Source organism: Peribacillus huizhouensis (assembly GCF_014138605.1).
GTDB classification, from domain to species: domain Bacteria; phylum Bacillota; class Bacilli; order Bacillales; family DSM-1321; genus Peribacillus; species Peribacillus huizhouensis.
Window position 1 is genome coordinate 89,149 of record NZ_JACJHX010000006.1, and the last position, 22,099, is coordinate 111,247.

At 35.5% G+C, this 22,099-nt stretch carries 24 protein-coding genes; 22 read left to right on the plus strand and 2 right to left on the minus strand.

Annotated features, from left to right (window positions below; translation table 11 throughout):
* The first annotated feature begins 4 nt into the window (after positions 1-4).
* From rpmG to HNP81_RS11490, 17 genes are all read left to right on the plus strand, one after another.
* Positions 5-154, plus strand: coding sequence for a 50S ribosomal protein L33 (rpmG, locus tag HNP81_RS11410; RefSeq protein WP_028391306.1), 150 nt, complete (start codon positions 5-7; stop codon positions 152-154).
* 59 nt (positions 155-213) lie between these two features.
* Positions 214-483 (plus strand): 30S ribosomal protein S14, encoded by a 270-nt coding sequence (rpsN, locus tag HNP81_RS11415; RefSeq protein ID WP_182502703.1) that lies wholly within the window; start codon positions 214-216, stop codon positions 481-483.
* 219 nt (positions 484-702) lie between these two features.
* Positions 703-1,428 (plus strand): ABC transporter ATP-binding protein, encoded by a 726-nt coding sequence (locus HNP81_RS11420; RefSeq protein WP_182502704.1) that lies wholly within the window; start codon positions 703-705, stop codon positions 1,426-1,428.
* Positions 1,425-2,480 carry an ABC transporter permease gene (locus HNP81_RS11425; RefSeq protein WP_182502705.1) on the plus strand — a complete coding sequence of 352 codons (1,056 nt, stop codon included), beginning with the start codon at positions 1,425-1,427 and terminating at the stop codon, positions 2,478-2,480. Before HNP81_RS11420 ends, HNP81_RS11425 begins: the two co-directional genes overlap by 4 nt.
* Positions 2,481-2,511: 31 nt before the next feature.
* The gene (locus HNP81_RS11430) at positions 2,512-3,168 is read left to right on the plus strand and encodes a TetR/AcrR family transcriptional regulator (protein ID WP_182502706.1); all 657 of its coding nucleotides are present in this window, start codon (positions 2,512-2,514) and stop codon (positions 3,166-3,168) included.
* A 193-nt stretch (positions 3,169-3,361) separates the two neighbouring features.
* Positions 3,362-3,886, plus strand: coding sequence for a G/U mismatch-specific DNA glycosylase (gene mug, locus HNP81_RS11435; protein WP_182502707.1), 525 nt, complete (start codon positions 3,362-3,364; stop codon positions 3,884-3,886).
* Between the two features lie 228 nt (positions 3,887-4,114).
* Complete coding sequence (locus HNP81_RS11440; RefSeq protein WP_028391300.1) at positions 4,115-4,846, plus strand: AzlC family ABC transporter permease; 732 nt, start codon at positions 4,115-4,117, stop codon at positions 4,844-4,846.
* A complete protein-coding gene (locus HNP81_RS11445; protein WP_182502708.1) occupies positions 4,837-5,163 on the plus strand; it encodes a branched-chain amino acid transport AzlD family protein in 327 nt (108 codons plus the stop codon). Before HNP81_RS11440 ends, HNP81_RS11445 begins: the two co-directional genes overlap by 10 nt.
* A 392-nt stretch (positions 5,164-5,555) precedes the next feature.
* The gene (locus HNP81_RS11450) at positions 5,556-6,569 is read left to right on the plus strand and encodes a glycoside hydrolase family 15 protein (RefSeq protein WP_028391298.1); all 1,014 of its coding nucleotides are present in this window, start codon (positions 5,556-5,558) and stop codon (positions 6,567-6,569) included.
* A 364-nt stretch (positions 6,570-6,933) separates the two neighbouring features.
* Entirely contained in the window at positions 6,934-8,883 is a 1,950-nt protein-coding gene (gene glgB / locus HNP81_RS11455; RefSeq protein ID WP_312859672.1) for a 1,4-alpha-glucan branching protein GlgB, read from the plus strand.
* A complete protein-coding gene (locus tag HNP81_RS11460; protein ID WP_220478560.1) occupies positions 8,873-10,042 on the plus strand; it encodes a glucose-1-phosphate adenylyltransferase in 1,170 nt (389 codons plus the stop codon). The genes glgB and HNP81_RS11460 overlap by 11 nt, the downstream gene beginning before the upstream one ends.
* A gap of 28 nt (positions 10,043-10,070) precedes the next feature.
* Entirely contained in the window at positions 10,071-11,177 is a 1,107-nt protein-coding gene (gene glgD / locus HNP81_RS11465; RefSeq protein ID WP_182502710.1) for a glucose-1-phosphate adenylyltransferase subunit GlgD, read from the plus strand.
* A gap of 13 nt (positions 11,178-11,190) precedes the next feature.
* Positions 11,191-12,615 carry a glycogen synthase GlgA gene (glgA, locus tag HNP81_RS11470; protein ID WP_182502711.1) on the plus strand — a complete coding sequence of 475 codons (1,425 nt, stop codon included), beginning with the start codon at positions 11,191-11,193 and terminating at the stop codon, positions 12,613-12,615.
* A 611-nt stretch (positions 12,616-13,226) separates the two neighbouring features.
* Complete coding sequence (gene cls / locus HNP81_RS11475) at positions 13,227-14,729, plus strand: cardiolipin synthase (RefSeq protein ID WP_182502712.1); 1,503 nt, start codon at positions 13,227-13,229, stop codon at positions 14,727-14,729.
* 70 nt (positions 14,730-14,799) lie between these two features.
* Complete coding sequence (locus HNP81_RS11480) at positions 14,800-15,558, plus strand: exodeoxyribonuclease III (protein ID WP_182502713.1); 759 nt, start codon at positions 14,800-14,802, stop codon at positions 15,556-15,558.
* 54 nt (positions 15,559-15,612) lie between these two features.
* Positions 15,613-16,011, plus strand: a complete 399-nt coding sequence (locus tag HNP81_RS11485; RefSeq protein WP_182502790.1) for a cytosolic protein — start codon at positions 15,613-15,615, stop codon at positions 16,009-16,011.
* Between the two features lie 261 nt (positions 16,012-16,272).
* Entirely contained in the window at positions 16,273-16,722 is a 450-nt protein-coding gene (locus HNP81_RS11490; protein ID WP_182502714.1) for a GNAT family N-acetyltransferase, read from the plus strand.
* Between the two features lie 40 nt (positions 16,723-16,762).
* Here HNP81_RS11490 and HNP81_RS11495 read toward each other — a convergent pair whose 3' ends face one another.
* Together HNP81_RS11495 and HNP81_RS11500 are read right to left on the minus strand one after the other, a co-directional pair.
* A complete protein-coding gene (locus HNP81_RS11495; RefSeq protein ID WP_028391290.1) occupies positions 16,763-16,957 on the minus strand; it encodes a YwbE family protein in 195 nt (64 codons plus the stop codon).
* Positions 16,957-17,160 (minus strand): hypothetical protein, encoded by a 204-nt coding sequence (locus HNP81_RS11500; RefSeq protein ID WP_182502715.1) that lies wholly within the window; start codon positions 17,158-17,160, stop codon positions 16,957-16,959. Before HNP81_RS11500 ends, HNP81_RS11495 begins: the two co-directional genes overlap by 1 nt.
* 581 nt (positions 17,161-17,741) lie before the next feature.
* Between HNP81_RS11500 and HNP81_RS11505 the strand changes: the two genes are divergently transcribed.
* The 5 genes from HNP81_RS11505 to HNP81_RS11525 all read left to right on the plus strand — a co-directional run bounded on the left by HNP81_RS11505 (position 17,742) and on the right by HNP81_RS11525 (position 21,827).
* On the plus strand, positions 17,742-17,954 hold the full coding sequence (locus HNP81_RS11505) for a hypothetical protein (protein ID WP_182502716.1): 213 nt from the start codon (positions 17,742-17,744) through the stop codon (positions 17,952-17,954).
* Between the two features lie 530 nt (positions 17,955-18,484).
* Positions 18,485-19,294, plus strand: a complete 810-nt coding sequence (speD, locus tag HNP81_RS11510) for an adenosylmethionine decarboxylase (protein WP_028391287.1) — start codon at positions 18,485-18,487, stop codon at positions 19,292-19,294.
* 99 nt (positions 19,295-19,393) lie between these two features.
* Entirely contained in the window at positions 19,394-19,963 is a 570-nt protein-coding gene (locus tag HNP81_RS11515) for a thioredoxin family protein (protein WP_051404911.1), read from the plus strand.
* 744 nt (positions 19,964-20,707) lie between these two features.
* Positions 20,708-21,463: a DUF2087 domain-containing protein gene (locus HNP81_RS11520; protein ID WP_182502717.1), complete on the plus strand. Its 756-nt coding sequence runs from the start codon at positions 20,708-20,710 to the stop codon at positions 21,461-21,463.
* A 22-nt stretch (positions 21,464-21,485) separates the two neighbouring features.
* Positions 21,486-21,827, plus strand: a complete 342-nt coding sequence (locus tag HNP81_RS11525; RefSeq protein ID WP_182502718.1) for a GIY-YIG nuclease family protein — start codon at positions 21,486-21,488, stop codon at positions 21,825-21,827.
* Positions 21,828-22,099 lie beyond the last annotated feature (272 nt).

Sequence of the window (22,099 nt, forward strand, 5' to 3'; positions counted from 1 at the left end):
AATAATGAGAGTATCAATAACGCTTGCATGTATAGAAACTGGTGACCGTAATTATATTACGACAAAAAATAAACGAAACAATCCAGACAGAATTGAATTGAAAAAGTATTGCCCGCGTTTAAAGAGAGTCACGTTGCATCGCGAAACTAAATAAAGTAGTGTAAAAATTCATGTGATAAATCGTAATCATTAAGATTTAAGGAGTGGTATAGAATGGCCAAAAAGTCAAAAGTAGCAAAAGCTAAAAAACAGCAAAAAACTGTAGAAAAATATGCAGATATAAGAAAGCAACTAATCTTAAATAAGGATTATGAAGGCCTTATGAAATTACCTAGAGACGCTTCACCAACAAGACTGCATAATCGTTGTGGAGTAACGGGTAGACCAAGAGGGTATATGCGTAAATTTAATATGTCTCGTATCGTATTTAGAGAGCTAGCCCATAAAGGGCAAATTCCTGGCGTGAAAAAAGCTAGCTGGTAACAAGATGAAATTGTCTTTCTTGGTTCACTTAAGTTAATTTGAAAAGTACAAACAATGCTAAAAGCAGTGGGTTTCAGTAAAGAACTCTCACTGCTTTTAGCATTGTTTTTAATAATAAAATTTAAAAAGTAATCACTCACTTTTTATTGACATAAGAATAAAAAAAGGGAAATAATAAGTGAGTAATTACTCACTTATTATTTAGAGGAGGTAAGATAAATGAATTACAGTATTGCTATTAACCAAGTGAGCAAAAGCTTTGGAAAAAAGGTGGTTTTAAATCAGATCGATTTAACGATCGAAGAAGGTCAAATATACGGGTTTATTGGTCCTTCAGGTGCTGGTAAGACAACATTAGTAAAAATGATTGTTGGCATGGATACGACAGATACTGGAACAATTCATGTATTAAATAAAAAAATGCCTAATTTAGGATTACTCCAAGCGATTGGTTACATGGCTCAATCTGATGCCCTATATTCCGAGTTAACAGGCATGGAAAACCTTAAATTTTTTGCTTCACTTTACAAATTAAATAAAACAGAAATAAAGGAACGAATTTCTTATGCAGCTGATTTAGTACATCTAACCAACGAACTAAATAAAAGAGTTAAAGCATACTCCGGTGGGATGAAACGTCGATTATCACTTGCGATTGCTTTAATCCAAAACCCAAAAATCTTAATATTAGACGAACCAACTGTAGGGATTGATCCTGAATTGAGATTAAGTATTTGGAATGAATTGTTACGTTTGAAAAATGAGGAAGGGAAAACAATCATTGTGACAACACATGTTATGGATGAAGCAGAAAGATGTGATTTTGTAGCGATGATAAGAGATGGTGTCATCTTAACTAGAGGTACACCAAAAGAATTGAAGGAGCAATACCAAGTTGATAATTTTGATGAAGTGTTCTTAAAAGCGGGGAGGAATGATTCATGAGAACAGTAGCGGTAATCAAAAGAATCTGTCAGGAAATGTTACGGGACAAAAGGACATTAGCACTCTTGTTTGTTGCACCGTTAATCATTCTTACTTTAATGTATTTCTTATTCAATGGAAATACAGTTGACCCCAAATTAGGTGTAGTGAATATTGATAATAACCTGGTTAAAATTTTAGAGGAAACAAAAATAAATGTGAAGCATTATGACCAGGCGGGTAGGGAATTAATAGTAGAAGAAGAACTTGACGGTTTATTGGAACTAAAGGATGAAAAATTGGTACTAACATTACAAAATAGTGATCCATCAATAGCAAAAGCGTTGCAAATGAAGGTAAACCAATCTGTATCCTTCCAGGCACAATCAAAAGTTTTAAACTCAAATGCTGCCCCATTAGCAATACAGAAAAACGACATTGATACGCAGTATGTATATGGAAATAGTGAAACATCATTTTTTGATGTGTTAAGTCCTGTATTAGTTGGTTTTTTTGTATTCTTTTTTGTATTTCTCATCTCAGGAATTGGATTATTAAAGGAGCGAACTACTGGTACATTAGAACGGTTAATGTCAACACCGATACGCAGAGGAGAAATCGTTACCGCATACTTGGTTGGCTTTGGTATCTTTGCTGTAATTCAAACTGTTATTGTCGTATTATTTTCAATAAATGTGTTAGATATGGTCTTGGTAGGTTCCGTTTGGCATGTTATCCTTATTAATTTACTGTTAGCGTTAGTCGCCCTTTCTTTAGGTACACTATTGTCTACCTTTGCTGCTTCTGAATTTCAAATGGTACAATTTATTCCGATCGCAGTTATACCACAAGTATTCTTTGCTGGGATTTTCCCACTTGAAGGAATGGCGAATTGGTTACAATCCATTGGTAAAATCATGCCAATCTATTATGCAGCTGACGCTTTGAAAGGTGTCATGTATAAAGGACTAGGTTTGAAGGATATAAGTGGCGATCTTTTCGTATTGGTTGTATTTGCGACATTCTTTATTATACTAAATATATTCGCATTGAAAAAGTACCGTAGGTTATAAGTAGTTCAGAGTTTAAAGGAAGTGGTCTTCATTGTCTGATGACAAACTATTAGATGCAATCATAGCTCAAACAAAATTAACAAAGAAACAAACGGATAAGCAACAAAAAATAGTCGAAACGGCTATTAAATTGTTTGCCGAAAAAGGATACGCAAATACTTCAACAAGTGAAATAGCAAAAGCTGCGATGGTTGCCGAAGGAACCATTTTTCGTCATTATGGTACGAAAGATAATTTATTACTATCAGTTATTCTTCCGTTTATAAAAGATTCTATCCCTACGATGGCTGAAGAAGTTTTCACTGAAATTATGTCAAAAAATGTGGGATGTTTTGAGGATTTTTTGAGAGCCTTACTAAAAAATCGGCTTCATTTTATAAATGAAAATAGAGAAATATTTCAAATAGTTGTTAAAGAACTTTTATATAATGACGAATTAAGAAAAGAGTTGCTACCTTTTTTTGCTGACAACATTTTACATCGAATCACAAAAGTGATTAATACGTATAAAGATCGTGGTGAGCTGATCGATATCCCAAGCCATACGATTCAAAGAATGATTTTTACTTTGATTGGAGGTTATTTCGTATCGCGGTTTGTATTACAATTAGATAATTGCGATATAGATGAAGAGGCTGAAATTGAAAATTTAATTCGATTTATAATGGATGGATTAAGAAAACAATGAGAGCCTGACCGCGCGCATTATACACGGTTCATGTGGTACTAAATGTGAACTGGATATTGTAGTCGCGAGGTCTGACCTTTCATTTATACCGCTTTAACCGGAAGTAATTCGCACGGACAATAATGATAAATAAAGGTAGAAAATTCTTTAAGTAGATGTAAAATAGAAAATATATATGAGAAGAGGGAGCACAATGGAAGGCATCTTAGATCATCTTAAGGAAGATTTGGACTTGCTTTTTGTCGGCTTTAACCCTAGCGTCCGCTCTGGAGAAACCGGTCATCATTATGCAAATCCGAACAATCGCTTTTGGCGCATTATTCATGAAGCGGGATTAACGCCAAGAAAATATCAACCTATAGAAGATCACACACTACTAGAGTTAGGATATGGATTTACGAATATTGTTTCACGCCCCACTAAAGCGGCAGATGAAATTACGAAAGAAGAATACATACAAGGCAGGAAAGAATTGAAGCAAAAAATTAAAACTTTCAAGCCAAAGGTAGTTTGTTTTGTAGGCAAGGGAGTGTATCAGCAATACAGCCAGAAAAGAAATATATTCTGGGGTGTACAAGACGAAAGGGTAATTCCAGAAACGATTGAATTTGTGGCTCCTTCTTCTAGTGGATTGGTCAGAATGAAAATAGAAGAAGTTATAAACATATACAGCGAGCTACCTTCTATTATTGAGGAAACACAACGAAGATGGCAATAAAGCGCCACCATTTACCATGAAGGATCCATTAGCACACAACAATCGCTTAATCACTATGGTGGCGGTGCGGAGCAAGGATTATGAAATACTCTCTTAATAAAGCATGTATATCTGCAAAGTAGATTTGGCTAGAAGAGTAAGTCGCGTAGCCCCGTCCCCATGTCCTTCATACAAAAAATGATAATTGTTGAACATTGAACAAAGCCACGCAGAACAGGGGTATAACATATGAGGGAACTAAGTACTGATTTGAACAAAAACGTAGTGGAAGCAGATGATAGCTTTTGGCAAGGTGTTAAAGATTGCATACCTACATTATTAGGCTATCTTAGTATTGGATTTGCAGCAGGAGTTGTTGAGAAGACTGCGGGCTTGAACATGTTTGAAATTGCACTAATGAGCCTGCTTCTTTATGCCGGCTCTGGTCAATTTATTGCTGCGGGAATGATTGCAGCAAGTCATCCTGTATCTGCGATTATCGTCACCATTTTCTTCATCAATAGTCGACATCTTCTGTTGAGTGCAGCAATTGCTCCATACTTTAGAAATAATACGACATCGAAAAATCTTATCACGGGTGCATTATTAACCGATGAAACATTCGGAGTAGCTATTACGCATGCCCAGTCTAAAAAACAATTAGATTATAAATGGATGCTCGGCTTAAATATCGCCGCCTATTTAAATTGGGTACTCGCTACAATTGCTGGAGGAATTTTCGGCCAGTGGATACCAGATCCCGAACGATTTGGACTTGATTTCGCTTTACCTGCGATGTTTATCGGCTTGCTTGTTTTACAAATTCTTAGCCAGAAAAAATACTTCACAGATATAATCGTTGCAGTAAGCTCAAGTATCATCGTTATAGTGGCAAGCTTTTTCGTACCAGGGAGTGCTGGGGTCATTCTGGCGACGATTCTTTCAGCTACAATCGGGTTGGTGATTTCGAAGTGGAAATAAATTGGTATATTATTAGCGTTATTATTGGATCTGCCATTGTTACATTTATACCTAGAGTATTACCATTAGTTGTACTCAGTAAACTTGAAATACCAGAATGGGGAATAAATTGGCTCAAACACGTACCGGTTGCTGTAATGGCAGCTCTATTGGCATCGGAATTACTCTTACATGATAATAAAATTGCACTTCAAGCAAACAGCTTAAGCATAATAACTGCTATTCCAACGTTATTAGTAGCTATTTACACAAAGAGTTTACTCGGTACAGTACTAGTAGGCGTATCGACATTAATGATTTTTCGATATTTACTATAATTGGTTGGATGGAAGGAGGCGTCCCAAAAGCATAGGGGCGCCCCCTTACCAACTAAGTACAGTATAAAATAATTGTATGAGACACTACATACTGATATAAAGTGCGAGTTAAGAACCTAATCGGACACCTCTATTTTGAATTTTATATATTTAGTCAGGAAGTACGATATAAAATATGCTAAGATCACCAACGAACAATATTAATTACGTAGGCAGATGCTGAATTTTAGATGTTGATAATCAAATCATATATTTCAACATAGATTATAAGTAACAATAATTGTAAGCGTTATCTTTCGGTGCTTGTCGAGAATCTTTTTCTTGATATGTTTAGAAATTGAATCTCTGTCAACAATGGTGAAGAAAGCAAATAGCTATGGGGGTGTTATTAAATGAATACAAATGAAGCCATTAAAGTTCTAGATCGGATGCGTTTATCGAATGGAGCTTATACGGCAAGTTTGTCGCAAGATTATAGTTTTGTTTGGATTCGGGATATTGTTTATACGGTTCTTCCTTTTATGCAAAAACCATCAGAACGTTATGAAAAAGCATATCATGCCTTATTCGATCTATTTAAAACATACGAGTGGAAAATTGATATCCATCGACAAAAGCGACCTGTATATTTGTTTGAGTATATTCACTCGCGCTATTCAACCGATTTAAAAGAAATACCTGTAGAATGGGGTCATGCACAAAATGATGCCATTGGTGCATTCTTATGGGGAGTAGGGGAAGGGTATCGTTTAGGGCAAAAAGTGATTCGTGATGAAAAAGATTTAGAAATTGTTCAAAAGCTTGTTGATTACCTAGACTGTCTTCAATACTGGCAAGCAAAAGACAATGGAATGTGGGAAGAAAATATGGAGCTGCACACATCAAGTATCGGAGCATGTGTAGCAGGATTAAACGCAGTTAAAATGCTCGTGAATGTGAAAGAAGAATCGATTAAAAAAGGTGAAGAAACATTAAGATTCCTACTTCCAAGAGAAAGTGAATCAAAGGACACGGATCTTGCGTTGCTTTCACTTGTCTACCCTTATCGTATATTGGATCGTAAAACCGCATTGAAAGTTGTAGAAAATGTATCTACCAAATTGGAACGAAAATATGGCGTAATTCGTTACGAAAATGATCAGTATTATAATCAGGGCAGTGAGGCTGAATGGTGTTTTGGACTCCCGTGGCTCGGCCTTTGTTATTTAGAATTAGGTCTATTTAATAAAGCAATTGGTTATTTAGGAAAAACAGAAGCGATTATTCCAGAAAATTGGGAAGTGCCTGAGTTGTATATCGGCGGAACAAACATCCCAAATGGTAATACGCCGCTAGCCTGGTCAGTTGCGTTATCATATCTATTCATTGACCGCATTGGAAAAGTCAGTGATGAAAAAGCGACATAGATTTTTTGAAATGAGGCTGCTCAAACAGTCTCGTTTTTTTATGTATAAATATTTTATAAAAAATAGAAACGTAATTATTCAATAATAATATATAAATTTAAAATAAATATAAAAATCCAAACGATATTATAATAAAAAATTCCAATAACATGAATAAAAAGGAAGTTTATCCCTTTAACTTGAAAACGTTTTCTCTTATGTAAAAATATCCCTCAGTTTGTAAAATATTAATTTTTTTGTAAATTTCCCATTAAACGACAATAAAAAACAAGTTTCGCTAAAGGAATAAAGTTATAAATAGCGAATCTAATTAATTACAAGAAGCATGTTTAGTAACCATTTTTTAAAATTGGAGGTGGATCAAGTGAATAGCATAGCGAGTCAGAATACAGATATAGCTCCTAGTGAATTAGAATTACATTTATTTCACGAAGGAACTCTATTTGAAAGTTATAAGATGTTAGGTGCTCATGTCAGTACATATAAAGGGATTGACGGTGTTCGCTTTTCCGTTTGGGCTCCGCATGCAAAACGAGTAGCAGTTGTTGGAGATTTTAATAACTGGAATGGGAACGAAAACCAAATGCTGCAAGTGAAACATTCTGGAATTTGGGTTTCTTTCATCCCTGGTCTCGAAGAAGGAGAAATATATAAGTATGAGATTGAAACCGTAAATGGGGAGAGAAAATTAAAAGCAGATCCCTACGCGTTTTTCTCTGAATTACGGCCAAACACAGCATCTGTAGTAAAGCGTTTGGACCAATATCAATGGAAGGATAAAAAATGGCTAATCAAGCGAGACAAAGAAAAATCTTACCATAAACCGCTTCTTGTGTACGAATTACATATGGCATCTTGGAAAAAGAAAGAAAATGGAGATCTGTACTCCTATCGAGAACTTGCAGATGAGCTTATCGACTATGTGGTCGAACATGGATTCACACATATTGAAGTAATGCCAGTAATGGAACATCCATTAGATTTATCTTGGGGCTATCAGCTTACTGGATTTTATTCAATAACAAGCAGACATGGAAGTCCAGAAGATTTTATGTATTTCGTTGACCAATGTCATCAAAAAGAGATAGGAGTTATCCTTGATTGGGTGCCGGCACATTTTTGCAGAGATGAACATGGATTAGGCCGTTTTGATGGAACGCCACTTTATGAACCTCATGATTCACGGAAAGCAGATCGTCCTCTCTGGGGAACCTATAGTTTTGATTTTAGCAAACCGGAGATTCATAGTTTTCTAATCTCTAACATATTGTTTTGGATGGAGATTTATCATATAGATGGTTTCCGTGCAGATGCGGTTTCCTCAATGATTTATCTGAATCACGATAATCCTCAATCAGAGAAGTTAACGAACCAATTTGGCGGTGAGGAGAATGTTGAAGCCATATCATTTTTGAAAAAAATGAATGAAGCCGTATTTGCCAAATACCCTGGAGTTTTAATGATGGCAGAGGAGGCGACAGATCATCCGTTAGTAAGTGCACCAACTTCCATTGGCGGATTAGGCTTTAATTACAAATGGAATATGGGATGGGCTAATGATCTTCTAAAATATATGAAACTCCATCCTTCTGAAAGACCATATCATCATAATCTTTTGACATTTTCTTTTTTTTATGCGTTTTCTGAAAATTTTATACTTCCTTTTTCACATGACGATGTAGTTCATGGGAAACTGTCTTTATTGAATAAAATGCCAGGCGATTATTGGCAGAAATTTGCTAATTATCGGCTGCTTTATGGCTATTTAATGACACATCCGGGTAAAAAACTTGTATTCATGGGGGCTGAATTTGGCCAATTTGCTGAATGGAAAGAGTTAGAAGAGTTAGACTGGCTTCTACTCGATTATGAGTCACATGCTAATCTGAATCGTTATATTAAAACGATTCAGCATTTTTATAAAAATACATCCAGCTTATGGAGATTAGATCATGAGCAGGATGGATTTGAATGGATTGACGCTGATAATCGTGATCAAAGTGTCATTACCTTCATGAGGCATGGAAAACGGAAAGGAGACTATTGCATTATTGTCTGCAATTTTTCAACAGCTGTTTATCATGATTATCGAATTGGAGTACCATCTACTGGAAAATACATCGAGGTATTAAATAGCGATGAGGAAATCTTTGGTGGTTCAGGCCAACTTAATGAGAAAGTAATTACAGTAGACAAACAGCCTCACCATAACCAGCCATACAGCATGAACATTAAAGTTCCGCCACTTGGCATAGCAATCTTCATGAAACAAACTAAAAAGCGGCAGGGGAGAGTAATTCATAATGAAATCTAAAAAATGGATCGCAATGTTATTAGCAGGAGGGCAAGGATCAAGGCTTGGCGAATTAACGACTGGACTTGCAAAACCGGCTGTTCCGTTTGGCGGAAAATACCGTATCATTGATTTCCCCTTAAGTAACTGTACTCATTCTGGAATTGATACAGTTGGTGTGTTAACTCAATATCAACCACTTGTCTTGAATCATTATGTTGGTAATGGTAGACCATGGGATTTGGACCGGAACTTTGGCGGAGTTTCCGTTCTTCCACCATATCAAGGAAAAGATGGCGGGGAGTGGTACGCGGGTACAGCGAATGCAGTCTATCAAAACATTCAATATATTGACCATTATGACCCAGAATATGTACTTGTATTATCTGGAGATCATATTTACAAAATGGACTATAGCAAGATGTTTAAATACCATGTTGAAAAGAATGCCCAAGCAACTATAGCGGTCATAGAAGTACCTTGGTCAGAAGCAAGTCGATTCGGCCTTATGAATACAGACGATGAAGATAAGATCTCTGAGTTTGAAGAAAAACCCGCGGATCCAAAAAGCAATTTAGCATCAATGGGCGTTTATTTATTTGACTGGAAACTATTGAAACAGTATCTAATCGAGGATGAGCACGATCCATTTTCCACAAAAGATTTTGGTAAGGATATTATCCCAAAAATTCTAGGGGACGGTAAGAATTTATATGCATATCGATTCGAAGGCTATTGGAAGGACGTAGGGACAGTCGAAAGTTTATGGGAAGCTCATATGGATCTATTGAATGATATACCTGGTTTTGATTTAAATGATCCGCATTGGAAGTTCTATGCTGGTAACGCAAATCATGCGCCACAATATATTTCATCTGAAGCTAATATCACACAATCTCTAGTAAATGAAGGCTGTATCGTTCACGGTACAATTAATCATTCTGTTCTTTCATACAATGTTCATGTAGGGAAAAATACAACAATAAAAGACTCAGTTATTATGCCTAATGTGAAAATCGGAAACAATGTTACGATTAATAATGCAATCATTGCGAGTGACATCTGTATTGAAGATGGTGCAGAAATTGGTTCAAGTTCACCTGCTGCTGAAATTACTGTCATTGGAGATGCCGAGAATATTTCATACGTTGCAACTAACGAGAAAAGTAGGATTAAATAAGAATATGCATATAGGGGAGTCGCTGTATTTGGATAATGTAATTGGAGTTATTAATCTCGTAAACGAAAAACAATATTTAAAAGAATTAACATCACATCGCTGTCTTTCAGCAGTACCATTTGGTGGAAGATACAGGCTTATTGATTTTATTATGTCGAATTTTATTCATGCAGATATAACCAAAGTTGCAGTGTTTACGAAAGAAAAATACCGGTCAATTATGGATCATCTTGGCTCAGGGAAGGAATGGGATTTAGATAGACGTAATGGAGGCTTGTTCATACTGCCTCCTACTCATCCGGATGAACTTATAAAAGGAGATTTACAGCAATTTCACGATCACATCGAGTTTTTTCTCCGTTCTCCTGAAGATACGGTTGTTATCTCACCTGGCCATCATGTCTGTAAAATGGATTTTCAAGAAATTGTTGAATATCATAAAGAAAGTTGCGCGGATATTACCGTTATCTATAAAGATTTTGATGGCGAACCTGTAGACAAGCCCATTTATCATAAATATTCGATTCAGAATGATGGAAGGGTCAAGAATATCGAACTCTATACATCTCCTGAACAGGGGGAATCTGTAGGTCTTGAGACTTTTGTCATTAAAAAGGACTTGCTCATCGAGATCATAAAAACTTGCTGTGAAAATGGCGAATATGATTTCTTAAAAGATGGCGTGAAGGCAAATTTACACCATTTAAAAGTAAATAGCTATCATTATAAAGGATATTTTCCATTTATTCATTCTATTTCTAGCTTCTATAAAAGCAATATGGATTTCCTAAATCCGGAGCTCGCACAAGCCTTCTTTTATGATACATGGGATATATATACAAAGATCAAGCACGAAGCACCTGTGAAATATTCTATTTCTTCTAAAGTATCAAATTCTTTAGTTGCGAATGGCTGTGACATTGAAGGTACGGTTGAAAACAGTATTATATTCCGTGGAGTGAAAATTCGAAAAGGAGCCGTTGTAAAAAATAGTATCATCATGCAAAAAGGAGAAATCAATGAAGGAACGTATGTCGAAAATGTGATAACGGATAAACAAGTAAAAATTACATCAGAACAAGTTGTCATAGGTGATTCTATACCACGTATCGTAAAAAAAGCAGATGTAGTGTGACGGGGGATTTGAAATGAATATTTTATATGCAGCATCCGAGTGTGCGCCATTCATCAAAACTGGAGGTCTAGGAGATGTAATCGGTGCATTGCCAAAAGCTTTGCAACAACAAGGTGTCAGTGTGACGGTTGTTTTACCTAAATACAGTGACCTTGCAGAAGAATATAAGAATCAATTAGAACTCATTAAAATCATTGATGTACCTGTCGGCTGGAGAGAACAATATTGTGGAATCGAAAGACTAGTGCATGAAGGGATCAACATCTATTTTCTAGATAACGAATACTACTTCAAACGGCATGGAAGTTATGGCTATTACGATGATGGGGAACGGTTCGCCTTTTTTTCGAGGGCAGTGCTTGAAGCAATTCCTCATCTTGACTGCAAACCTGATATTATCCATTGCCATGATTGGCAGACAGGCCCTATCCCTGTTTTATTAAAGGCACATTATCGTAATCATCCATTTTATCAGGGGATCAAGACTATCTTCACGATCCATAATCTACGATATCAAGGAGTATTTTCTAAGAGTGTTTTAGCAGAGCTACTTGATTTAAGTGAGTTATATTTCCATATGGACGGTCTGGAATTTCAAGGAAGCGTTAGCTATATGAAAGCAGGTCTGGCATATGCAGATTATTTGACTACCGTTAGTCCGACTTATGCAAATGAAATTCAAATGTCGTATTATGGAGAAAACTTAGATGGATTCTTGCGAAAGCGAAGTGAAAATCTACGTGGAATTATCAATGGAATTGATCTTGACTCTTATAACCCAGCACTAGATCAAGCTCTTTTCACAGGCTATAAATCATATGAAGGAAAAATGGAGAACAAACGACTGCTCCAAGAACAATTAGGTCTTCCAGTGAATGAAAGTATTCCAGTCATTTCAATGGTAACAAGGCTAGTTGATCAAAAAGGGATCGATTTAGTTCTTCATGTTGTAGAAGGTATTCTCAAGCAAAATGTTCAGATAATCGTACTTGGAACAGGCGAGGAACATTATGAATGGGCCTTTAAAGATTTAGCACATCGCTACCCTGAACAAGTTTCAGCACAGATCTATTTTGATGAAGGATTATCAAGAAAAATCTATGCGGGTTCTGACCTTTTCTTGATGCCTTCCCAGTTTGAGCCTTGTGGAATCGGGCAGCTGCTTGCACTGCGCTATGGTACACTTCCACTGGTAAGAGAAACTGGAGGTCTAAAAGATACTGTCGTTCCTTATAATGAGTTGAACGATCAAGGGAATGGATTCAGCTTCTCGAATTTCAATGCTCATGATATGTTATACACGATTGAAAGGGCGGTTTGGTTATATCGCTATCAACCGAAGAAATGGAAACAACTTGTTGAACGAGCGATGAATATTGATTATAGCTGGGATACGTCTTCTAAGGAATACAAAGAACTATATGAAATGTTAGTATAAAGTGAAACTTCAATCAGTGGGGGTTTCATCCTCCACTGATTGTTAGTCCCTTTCTAATGTTTGTTTTGGTAAAGCGACATTTACGAACACGATTTCAATGAATCAAAGACTAAGTACGCCCGGTCATTTAGTCTTTCGTCTGTGTGACTTACATCCTTGTGTGATTCAAATAAACCATTGAAGACCACAAAGGTAAGAGTTAACTGAATCTCACCAATCGGGCTTTTACTGCCCGTTAATGTGGGATTAAATAAGGAGCACTTCCATAAAATTTGGGAGTGCTTTTTACCTTTTATTTTTTTCTTATATAATCATAATTTAAAAGATGGGAGCCAATGTTTTGTTTTTCAAAGCGAATATTGATTTGATATACAATGTTCATTCAACAATTGTTTTTGGTTAATCATTTATTTATCCACATTAACAGAAAGTCAATACCTGTAATTTAATATAAGAGGAATCGAAGAATCGTAGATGGAGGATGAAGAAAACACCCAGTATTTGAAGTTTCACTTAATATGTTCTGTCAATATGCTTACAAGGTTTTCTTTATTCTAATAATCGGGTATAAAGAAGAGAGAGAATAATTTATTTAGATGAGGATGAGCCTTATGAAAAGACGGAGCATAGAGTTTGTATTTTTATTTATCTTAATGTGTGCCGTTTATATTGTTCTTTTCAGTAACTTTAGTTTAAACTTGAAACTTTTTTCGATTGGATTATATGTATTAATTATTCTAATTACAATGTATTCCTTGATGTTAGAATACCGTTCTTCACACCACACTTTGCTTTGGATGTATGTATTGCTGTTTATACCTTTGTTTGGCTATATGTTTTATCTATATTCAGGACAGCTTTACTTAAAGGGTTATTTGTTTAGGACGAAACGCCAGCAAAATCGCGAAGAATGGAAGAGATTAGTTAATGAAGCGACTTCACCTAATTTATCCTTTCTAAACGACCATCAAAGAGTATTTTCAACGTTTGCAAGAAATGCATCACAAACTACATTTAGCACGAACTCAAATACGTATGTTTTAAAAAATGGGAAAGAAACATTTAGTGAAATTATAAAGAACCTAAAAGAAGCAAAGCAGTTTATTCATATTGAATATTATATTTTCAGATCAGATAGGCTTGGAAAAGAGATCATACATATTTTAATAGAAAAGGCTAAAGAAGGAGTGGAAGTTTTATTCATTTTTGATGCTGCTGGTAGCTTTAGCTTAGCTAAGTCCGATATTAAGAAATTGGTTTTAGCAGGGGTAAAGGTACAACCATTCTCACCATTGAAAAGTGGTTTTTTTAATCAAAAATTCAATTTTAGAAATCATAGGAAAATCATTGTAATTGATGGACACACAGGTTTCGTCGGTGGGTTGAATGTTGGGGAAGAGTATTTAGGAAGAAATAAAAAAATTGGCTTCTGGAGAGATACTCATCTAAAAATAGAAGGTGAAGCTGTTTATACGTTACATACGGTATTTTTAATGGATTGGGAGTATGTAAGCGGGGAACAGGTGCTTAGTGAAAGAGCAAAAATGAAGCGAACTAACAGAGGTGACGGTGCGGTTCAGATTGTAGCAAGCGGGCCAGATACTCAGCAAGGCATCATGAGTGATTTTTATTATTCGCTTATTTCGTGTGCTACGAAATCGATATGGATTGCAACTCCTTATTTCGTTCCTGATGAGGCAATTCGTGCAGCCATGAAATCTGCTGCACTAAAAGGGGTTCAAGTACGGTTAATGATTCCAGAAATAAATGATGGATTTCTGACTCAATATGCAAGTCGTTCCTATTTCAATGAACTCTTGGAATGCAATGTTGAGATATTTTTGTATAAAAAGGGATTTTTACATCAGAAAGTAATAATTGTAGATCATGATATGGCGACGATAGGAACAGCTAATATGGACAAACGCAGTTTTCATTTGAATTTCGAAGTAAATGTTTTTTTACTCGGAACACAATCTATTAATGAGCTTGTGGAGGACTATGAAGGAGATATACTAGATAGTGATAAGGTAGAAATGGACTCTTATCGTAAACGCGGATTTGTTGTGAAATCGAAGGAAGCATTCAGCCGTTTGTTTTCAGATGTTCTTTAATAGGAATAAGAGTATGAACAATGTATAGTAGAAAAAGATGATTAGCAAAAGTATTGGGGAGAGTAGAAAAATGAAATTAGTTTCTTGGAATGTAAACGGAATTCGAGCCTGTGTTAAGAAAGGTTTTCTTGATTATTTTCACGAAGTAGACGTAGATATCTTCTGTCTACAGGAAACAAAGCTGCAAGAAGGGCAAATTGAATTGGAGCTTAATGGCTACAATCAATATTGGAATTATGCATTGAAAAAAGGCTACTCAGGAACGGCTATTTTTACAAAACAAAAACCATTATCTGTTTCATATGGTGTCGGAGAGCGAGAAGAAGAAGCTGAAGGACGTATTATTACGTTAGAGTTCGAGGATTTTTATCTTGTAAATGTGTATGTGCCAAATGCGAAACGTGATTTAACGAGACTTGAATATCGACTAGAATGGGAAGATGAAATTCGAGCCTATTTAACTGAACTCGATCAGAAGAAGCCTGTTCTATTTTGCGGTGATTTAAACGTTGCTCACCAGGAGATTGATATACGAAATGCAAAATCAAATATTGGCAATTCTGGATTTACTGTTGAAGAGCGTGAGAAAATGACAGAATTGCTTAAAATGGGATTTATTGACACATTTCGTTATTTTCACCCAGACATGGAAGGGGCTTACACTTGGTGGTCCTATATGAGTAAAGTGAGGGAACGAAACATTGGCTGGCGGATTGACTATTTCCTAGCCTCAAAACGTCTTGATTCCAATTTAAAGGATGCTGGCATTCATCCTCACGTTCTTGGAAGTGATCATTGCCCGATTTATCTGGAAATAGATTTTATATAATCTCCAATAATCGGTTATAGTACTAACACAGTCACCAAATTAAAGGAGGATATGATGAAATCATTTACTGTAACATTTCACAAAGAAGACGATGTAGATACAATGCTTGTCCAAAAACTGACGGAGCAGGAATTCGAACAAGCAACTATTGGGGGAACACGACGATTTTTTGAACTTGATACGAATGTCGGATTTTTCGTATTTTTTGATGGACAAGACAAAGATGGGGATCTTAACTATTTGATGCTTCAATATGAAGAAGACAATGATGATCCACAAGCATGTTATGCTTTTGCAATAAAAGACTTTTATGAGTTTATGACACTTTATTTACAAGGAGTTGATGACTTCCCAGAGGATGATGAAGAAGATGATTCGTATGGACCTATTCATCACTTGGCACATCTTTTATTCCACGTGGTAGAAGAAGGGAATTCGATTAATCTGGACTAATCGCCATTAAGGGTGTCCCCAAATGTCTTATCTCGTACTTTTAACACAGTAAATTGTCGTAAAATACGAACTATAATCTGAATTTAGCTGTAGTGGGGTCTGATCCTTTCGTTAAGTGACAGCCCTTCCGTTTTGGTTTAAGAATAAAAAGAGAGGCTATAGGAAATAGGTGAATGATTAATGTCACAAGTATATTTGTTTTTTATAGATGATAAATCATTGGAACACCCAAAAAAAGTAATTTAGCTAAGGGGATTTATTTTGATCAAGGCAATAAATGTAAAACTAAAGAAAACAGCACGTGAAGTATTACAGATCCAACTACCAGCTTATCAAATTGAAGCACAGTTAATTAATTTTTATGAAATACCTCCTCTCAAAGATACTGTAGAGACGATACAGGCTAGTGAAGAGCAATTTTTCGGTTATTTCATTGAAAATCAACTTGTTGGGTTCATATCCCTAGAAGAAACAGAAAAAAATATCAATATTTGCCGTATGGTTGTTCATCCTAGCTTTTTCAGGAAAGGAATAGCAAAAAAACTTGTTCACTATGTTTTACATGCAATCAAAGGTTCAAAAAAAATAACGGTGATGACTGGTGAGAAAAACTATCCAGCAAAAAATCTATATTTGTCACTAGGGTTTGTAGAAGTAAAAATTATTGAAGTTGCTGATGGTATCTTCCTAACAAGTTTTGAAAAGAAGTAAAAAGCATCAGAGAATATTTCTCGATGCTTTTTTATAAAAATCATGAACGGATATTTTTCACTCTGCCAATTTGTCCGTCGGTTAATCTTACTTTTATTCCATGAGGATGAGAACTTGATTTCGTTAAAATATCCTTTACAATTCCACTTGTTAATTTTCCGGTACGTTGGTCCGCTTTTAGAACTATTTCAACGGCAGCGCCAGGTGTAATATCTTTTCTAGTTTGACCGTTCATCACACACCCATTTTTCTGCGGGTATTGCTAACTTTTTTCGTTTGCTGGCTCTTCATCTTTTGACCTGTCTGCAACCCATTCTTATTTGTTTGACCTTTAGTACCTTGATTTTTTTTAGCTTCTAGCTGTTGCTTGATAGCGTCTTGAAGGCTCATTTTCTTTTTTTGTGTTTCTTCTGTGCTATCTTGATTATTGTCTATCATGTAAATTCCTCCTGATCAGGTATGACGTGTACGTATAGTATAAACCATCTTATTGTATAAAAGCTACGAATTGATGTAGGTTAAAATTATTAATATAATATTAATATAAGGATCTTTTCGTAAAGATTGTTGTTTTTCACAAGTAACAAATTCGAGCAGCTGTTGATTTTAGTTGATATGTAAGACTCCTGTGTAAGGCCGTGTTGAGGGACCCCCCGCAAATCAAGGCTCTAAGGATGCTTTTGAGTCCGCCTGTGGATAGCGAGAACCTTTTAACGGAAGTCAACCCAGGATAGTAGTGTAAATATAATTTAAAAGCAACAATATACTAAAACAGCTTTTTATAATAACTCTATTTTAGTAAATAAATGAAACCGGATTACATTCGTAATAATTCTAAGATATATGTTGGTAGCAATTGGGCAGGGAATAGGAAAAATAGCTTTGTAAAATCTTTTGTACACGTTAAGTAATCAAAGTTTTCAAAATTTAAACAGAGAATTCTCTATCTTATGACTTGCATTAAGCTATCCTGATTATGTATGATTGTACTATATTTACCAAATACAAGGAGGTTCGTAATGAGTACATTTGTAAAATCTAATCTAACAGCACCGATTTCTGGGAATTATGTAGAGGTTGGGCAAGGTGGAGGCAAAATCAAAAGAGCACAAATTTTTGAAGCAAAAGAAGGAACTGAACTACCTGAATTAAAGGCCTATACGATTAAATTACTACATAAAGGGAAAGAAAAATCGGTAGAAAGACAGCATCAGTGGAAGCTAATAAAGTAAGGCTCTTTTCGTAAAGATTGTTGTTTTTAGCAAAAAACCAATTCGAACAGATGTTGATTGTAGTGGAAGGTGCGAGACTCCTGCGGGAAAAGCGTGTTGAGGGAGACCCCGCAAGAACCCCGCAAGTGCAAAGCACTGAGGAGGCTTCTGAGACCGCCCGCGGAAAGCGAGGACCTGCAACGGAAATCAACCCGGGTTATTAGTGTAAAAATGATTGAAAAGCAACAAAGTATGTGAAAACAGCCTTAAGTAAAAACCATTGGGTGTCCCAAAAGGGTCAGACCTCGCACTTTATATATAGACTATAGTAGTCAAATACATACTATAGTCTGTATATAGTCGTTGCGGAGCCAGACCCTTTCGTTATGAGAAAGCCTCTGATTTATTAACGACTTCTCCTATTTCCTTTAATTAATATTCAGTTATGACCTGCTTGATTAATCTGTCTATCTGCTTCAATTTCTCGTTTTTTATCGAAGAGGTTGGGTAATGATAATAGATAACTGACTTTTCAATAGGGGGAATCATAAATGAAGCTTACACCAGAACAGCGTGTCGAACTGCATGGCTTTAATAACTTAACAAAATCGCTTAGCTTTAATATGTATGATGTTTGCTATACAAAAACGAAAGAAGAGCGCGAGGCATATTTGGAATATATCGATGAACAATATAATGCTGAACGGTTAACGGCCATTTTAGAAGCGGTTTCAGATATGATTGGTGCACATGTATTAAATGTGGCCAGACAAGATTATTTTCCACAAGGAGCAAGTGTTACAATGCTAGTGTCAGAAGGGCCAATTATTGCGCCTTCAGAATCTCTAGAGAAGTCTCCGGGTCCTTTGCCAGAGGCACTGGTTATGCACCTTGATAAAAGTCATATAACCGTGCATACATACCCCGAATATCATCCAGATGAAGGGATTAGTACATTTAGAGCAGATATTGATGTTTCAACTTGTGGTGAAATTTCCCCGCTCAAAGCATTAAATTATTTAATCCATTCATTCGACACCGACATTATGACTATGGATTTCCGTGTCCGTGGCTTCACACGCGACAAGTTTGGTCATAAACTATTCATAGATCAAGACATTAACTCCATTCAAAATTACATTCCTGAAAATGTGAAAGAACAATATGACATGATTGATGTCAATGTGTATCAAGAAAATATTTTCCACACAAAATGCAAATTAAGAGAATTTGACCTAAATAATTATTTATTCGGCTATACAAAAGATAAAATTTCACAAAGCGAAGTCGAAGAAATCACGAGGAGACTTAAGCGAGAAATGGATGAAATCTTTTTTGGTAGAAATATGAAGGAGCAGTGAAATAGTTATAAAAGGAACAAGGACTACAGACCATGTCGAAATCGAGATTAATTTCTTCCAAAATTATTGCAAATCTTTTATTATGGAGATATTACCAATATGAAAGAAGTGATGATGTTGTCATTGAGTACATGGTTTGAAAAAGGAATGACGTTTGAAGAATATAGAAAGAGCATGGAAGTAAATCGTGATGAACTGTCTCGTGTTTATGAAAATGTGGCATTTTCTAATGGAGATTTACAATTTTTTTCAGATTTAGCTAATAAGAAGTGGAGAGGTATCGTACTTACCGCTGATTGGTGTGGCGACGCGTCATTCTGTGTTCCGATTATTCAACGAATCGCTGAAAAAAGTAGTATGGAATTGAAGTTTTTAATTCGAGATGAAAATTTAGAATTGATGGATCAATATTTAACGAACGGAACAGCACGCTCTATTCCAATTTTTATCTTTATTGATGAAGCTGGAAATGAGCAAAAAGTATGGGGACCTCGGGCAGAAAAAGTTCAGGAGTTTTTACAATCATTGTTGGTCCAACTTCCTGATAAAGAAGCTGCAAATTTCAAAGACAAACAACAAGAAGTATTTGCTCAATTTAAAGAAAGAGTTACGACAGATCCAGACATGTGGCGTGTTGTTATAGACAGTGTAATAACAAGACTGAAATAAAAATGCTGCTCTTCCTTAAATGGGAGGGCAGTATTTTTTTGCTTCCATTTTGAATGAAAAAATAATTACCTATAAAATTATTATGTTAACTAAATTCAAACAAAAAAGATGCCATTCACATTTTATTGGTGTCTTTTTTAGTTTACTTTATTGATAAAGTATTAAGAACATGTAAAAATAGCAAGATTTATCAACTGTTTCATTCTGTTTGTACTATTTAATAATACAGATTATAAAACTAAAATGTAACAGTTACTTTATAAAATTAGTACAGAATGAAATGATAATATTTCACTATACTTCTAATCTTATTTAAAGATGCTATTTTTTCATAAGGCCCTTTTCGTAAAGATTTGATTGTAGTGGAAGATGCGAAACCCCTTCTTAGAGAAGCGTTTTGAGGGAAAATCCTCAAGTGCAAAGCACTGAAGAGGCTCCTGAGACTGCTCCCAGAATGCGAGTACCTGTAACGGGAATCAGCCCAGAGTAGTAGTGTACAAATAAATGAAAAGCAACAAATTATGCGAAAACAGCCTTTCATAAACACCAATCGTTTGATTTACACGTTTGCGCGAATAGTTACTAAAGGGGATAGTCCAAATCTAAAATCGTAGGTTGGTTCTGCCATATCAATTTGATTGTCATTAAAATAAACAAACTTTCATTAAAAATGTTTGACATTAAATAAACAAATTAATAAAATGTTTATTAATTAATAAAATGATTGAGGAAGTGACTATTAAAATGCAACTGTCTGATTTATTTTGGAATGCTTCGCTAACAGAACTTAAACATGGATATATCGAAGAAACGACTAATTATATATGCCTTCTATGCGGAAAATCGGTTGAAAAAGGAATTGTCTACCAAGATAATGGTGTTTTTTACGAAGCTGAAAGGTTTATGCGCCATCATATTGAGAACACTCATCAGTCAGTGTTTGAATACATGATTAATCTGGATAAAAAGCTTACTGGGCTAACGGATCACCAAAACCGACTTCTCCGTCTTTTCTATGAAGGGAATAGCGATACAGAAGTACAAAAAGAAATGGGGATTGGAAGTGCTTCTACGATTAGGAACCATCGCTTTGTATTAAAAGAGAAAGAGCGTCAGGCTAAGATCTTTTTGACAATGATGGAATTATTAAAGGAGAGAGACGATCATGCTCCTGCTTTTATTGACTATCATAGTACAGCAAGGCTGGTCGATGACCGCTACAACATAACTGAAGAAGAGAATAAGAAAATCTTAAATAAGTATTTTCCTGAAGGGATTAAAGGCCCCTTGAAATCCTTCCCACCGAAGGAAAAGCAGAGACTTATTGTACTTCGGGCGCTAACTGAACGTTTTGTAGATGAACATCTTTATGAAGAAAAGGAAATAAATCAACTTCTGAAGGATGTTTATCACGACTATGTTTTGTTAAGAAGATATTTAATTGAATATGGCTTTTTAGATCGAAAAGCCGATGGGAGCCAGTATTGGTTGAAAAAATAATGTTGGAGAGTAGGTTGCAAATATGGAACGTAGAAAAGAACTAAAACAGATTTATAAAGAAACAGCGATAGAAGCAGGAGTCTATCAGATAAAAAACATTATGAACGAAAGGATTTTTATTGGAGGTACTCCCAACTTGAAGACATTAAATGGAACAAAATTCATGCTAGAAACAGGTGGACATAAAAATAAAATGCTTCAGGAAGACTGGAATCATTTCGGGAAAAATGCTTTTAATTTTGAAGTTTTAGAAATTCTAAAAAAGAAAAAAGAGGGCTATTTTGATGTGAAAAAAGAGTTGAAAAAGCTTGAAGAGAAGTGGTTAAATGACCTTCAACCATTTGGTGAACGAGGGTATAACTAGAAAATCTCAATTTTAAAGAAGAAATGTAATGAAATAATCACAAAGTATGAATGCATGATGGATAAGCCATCAACTAGTCGACAAAGCGTCCCCTGATGATGATTCTTATCCCATTGATTTTTAGCAATTACAATATTGCAAGATCAATAATTGTGGAAGAATCGAATTGCTTCACTTAATTAAATATGTAACCAGAAACATCTCCAAAATACCGGAGATGTTTTTATTCTTTTTCCTCACGTATTACGCCATTAAAACCCCACTGATTGAAG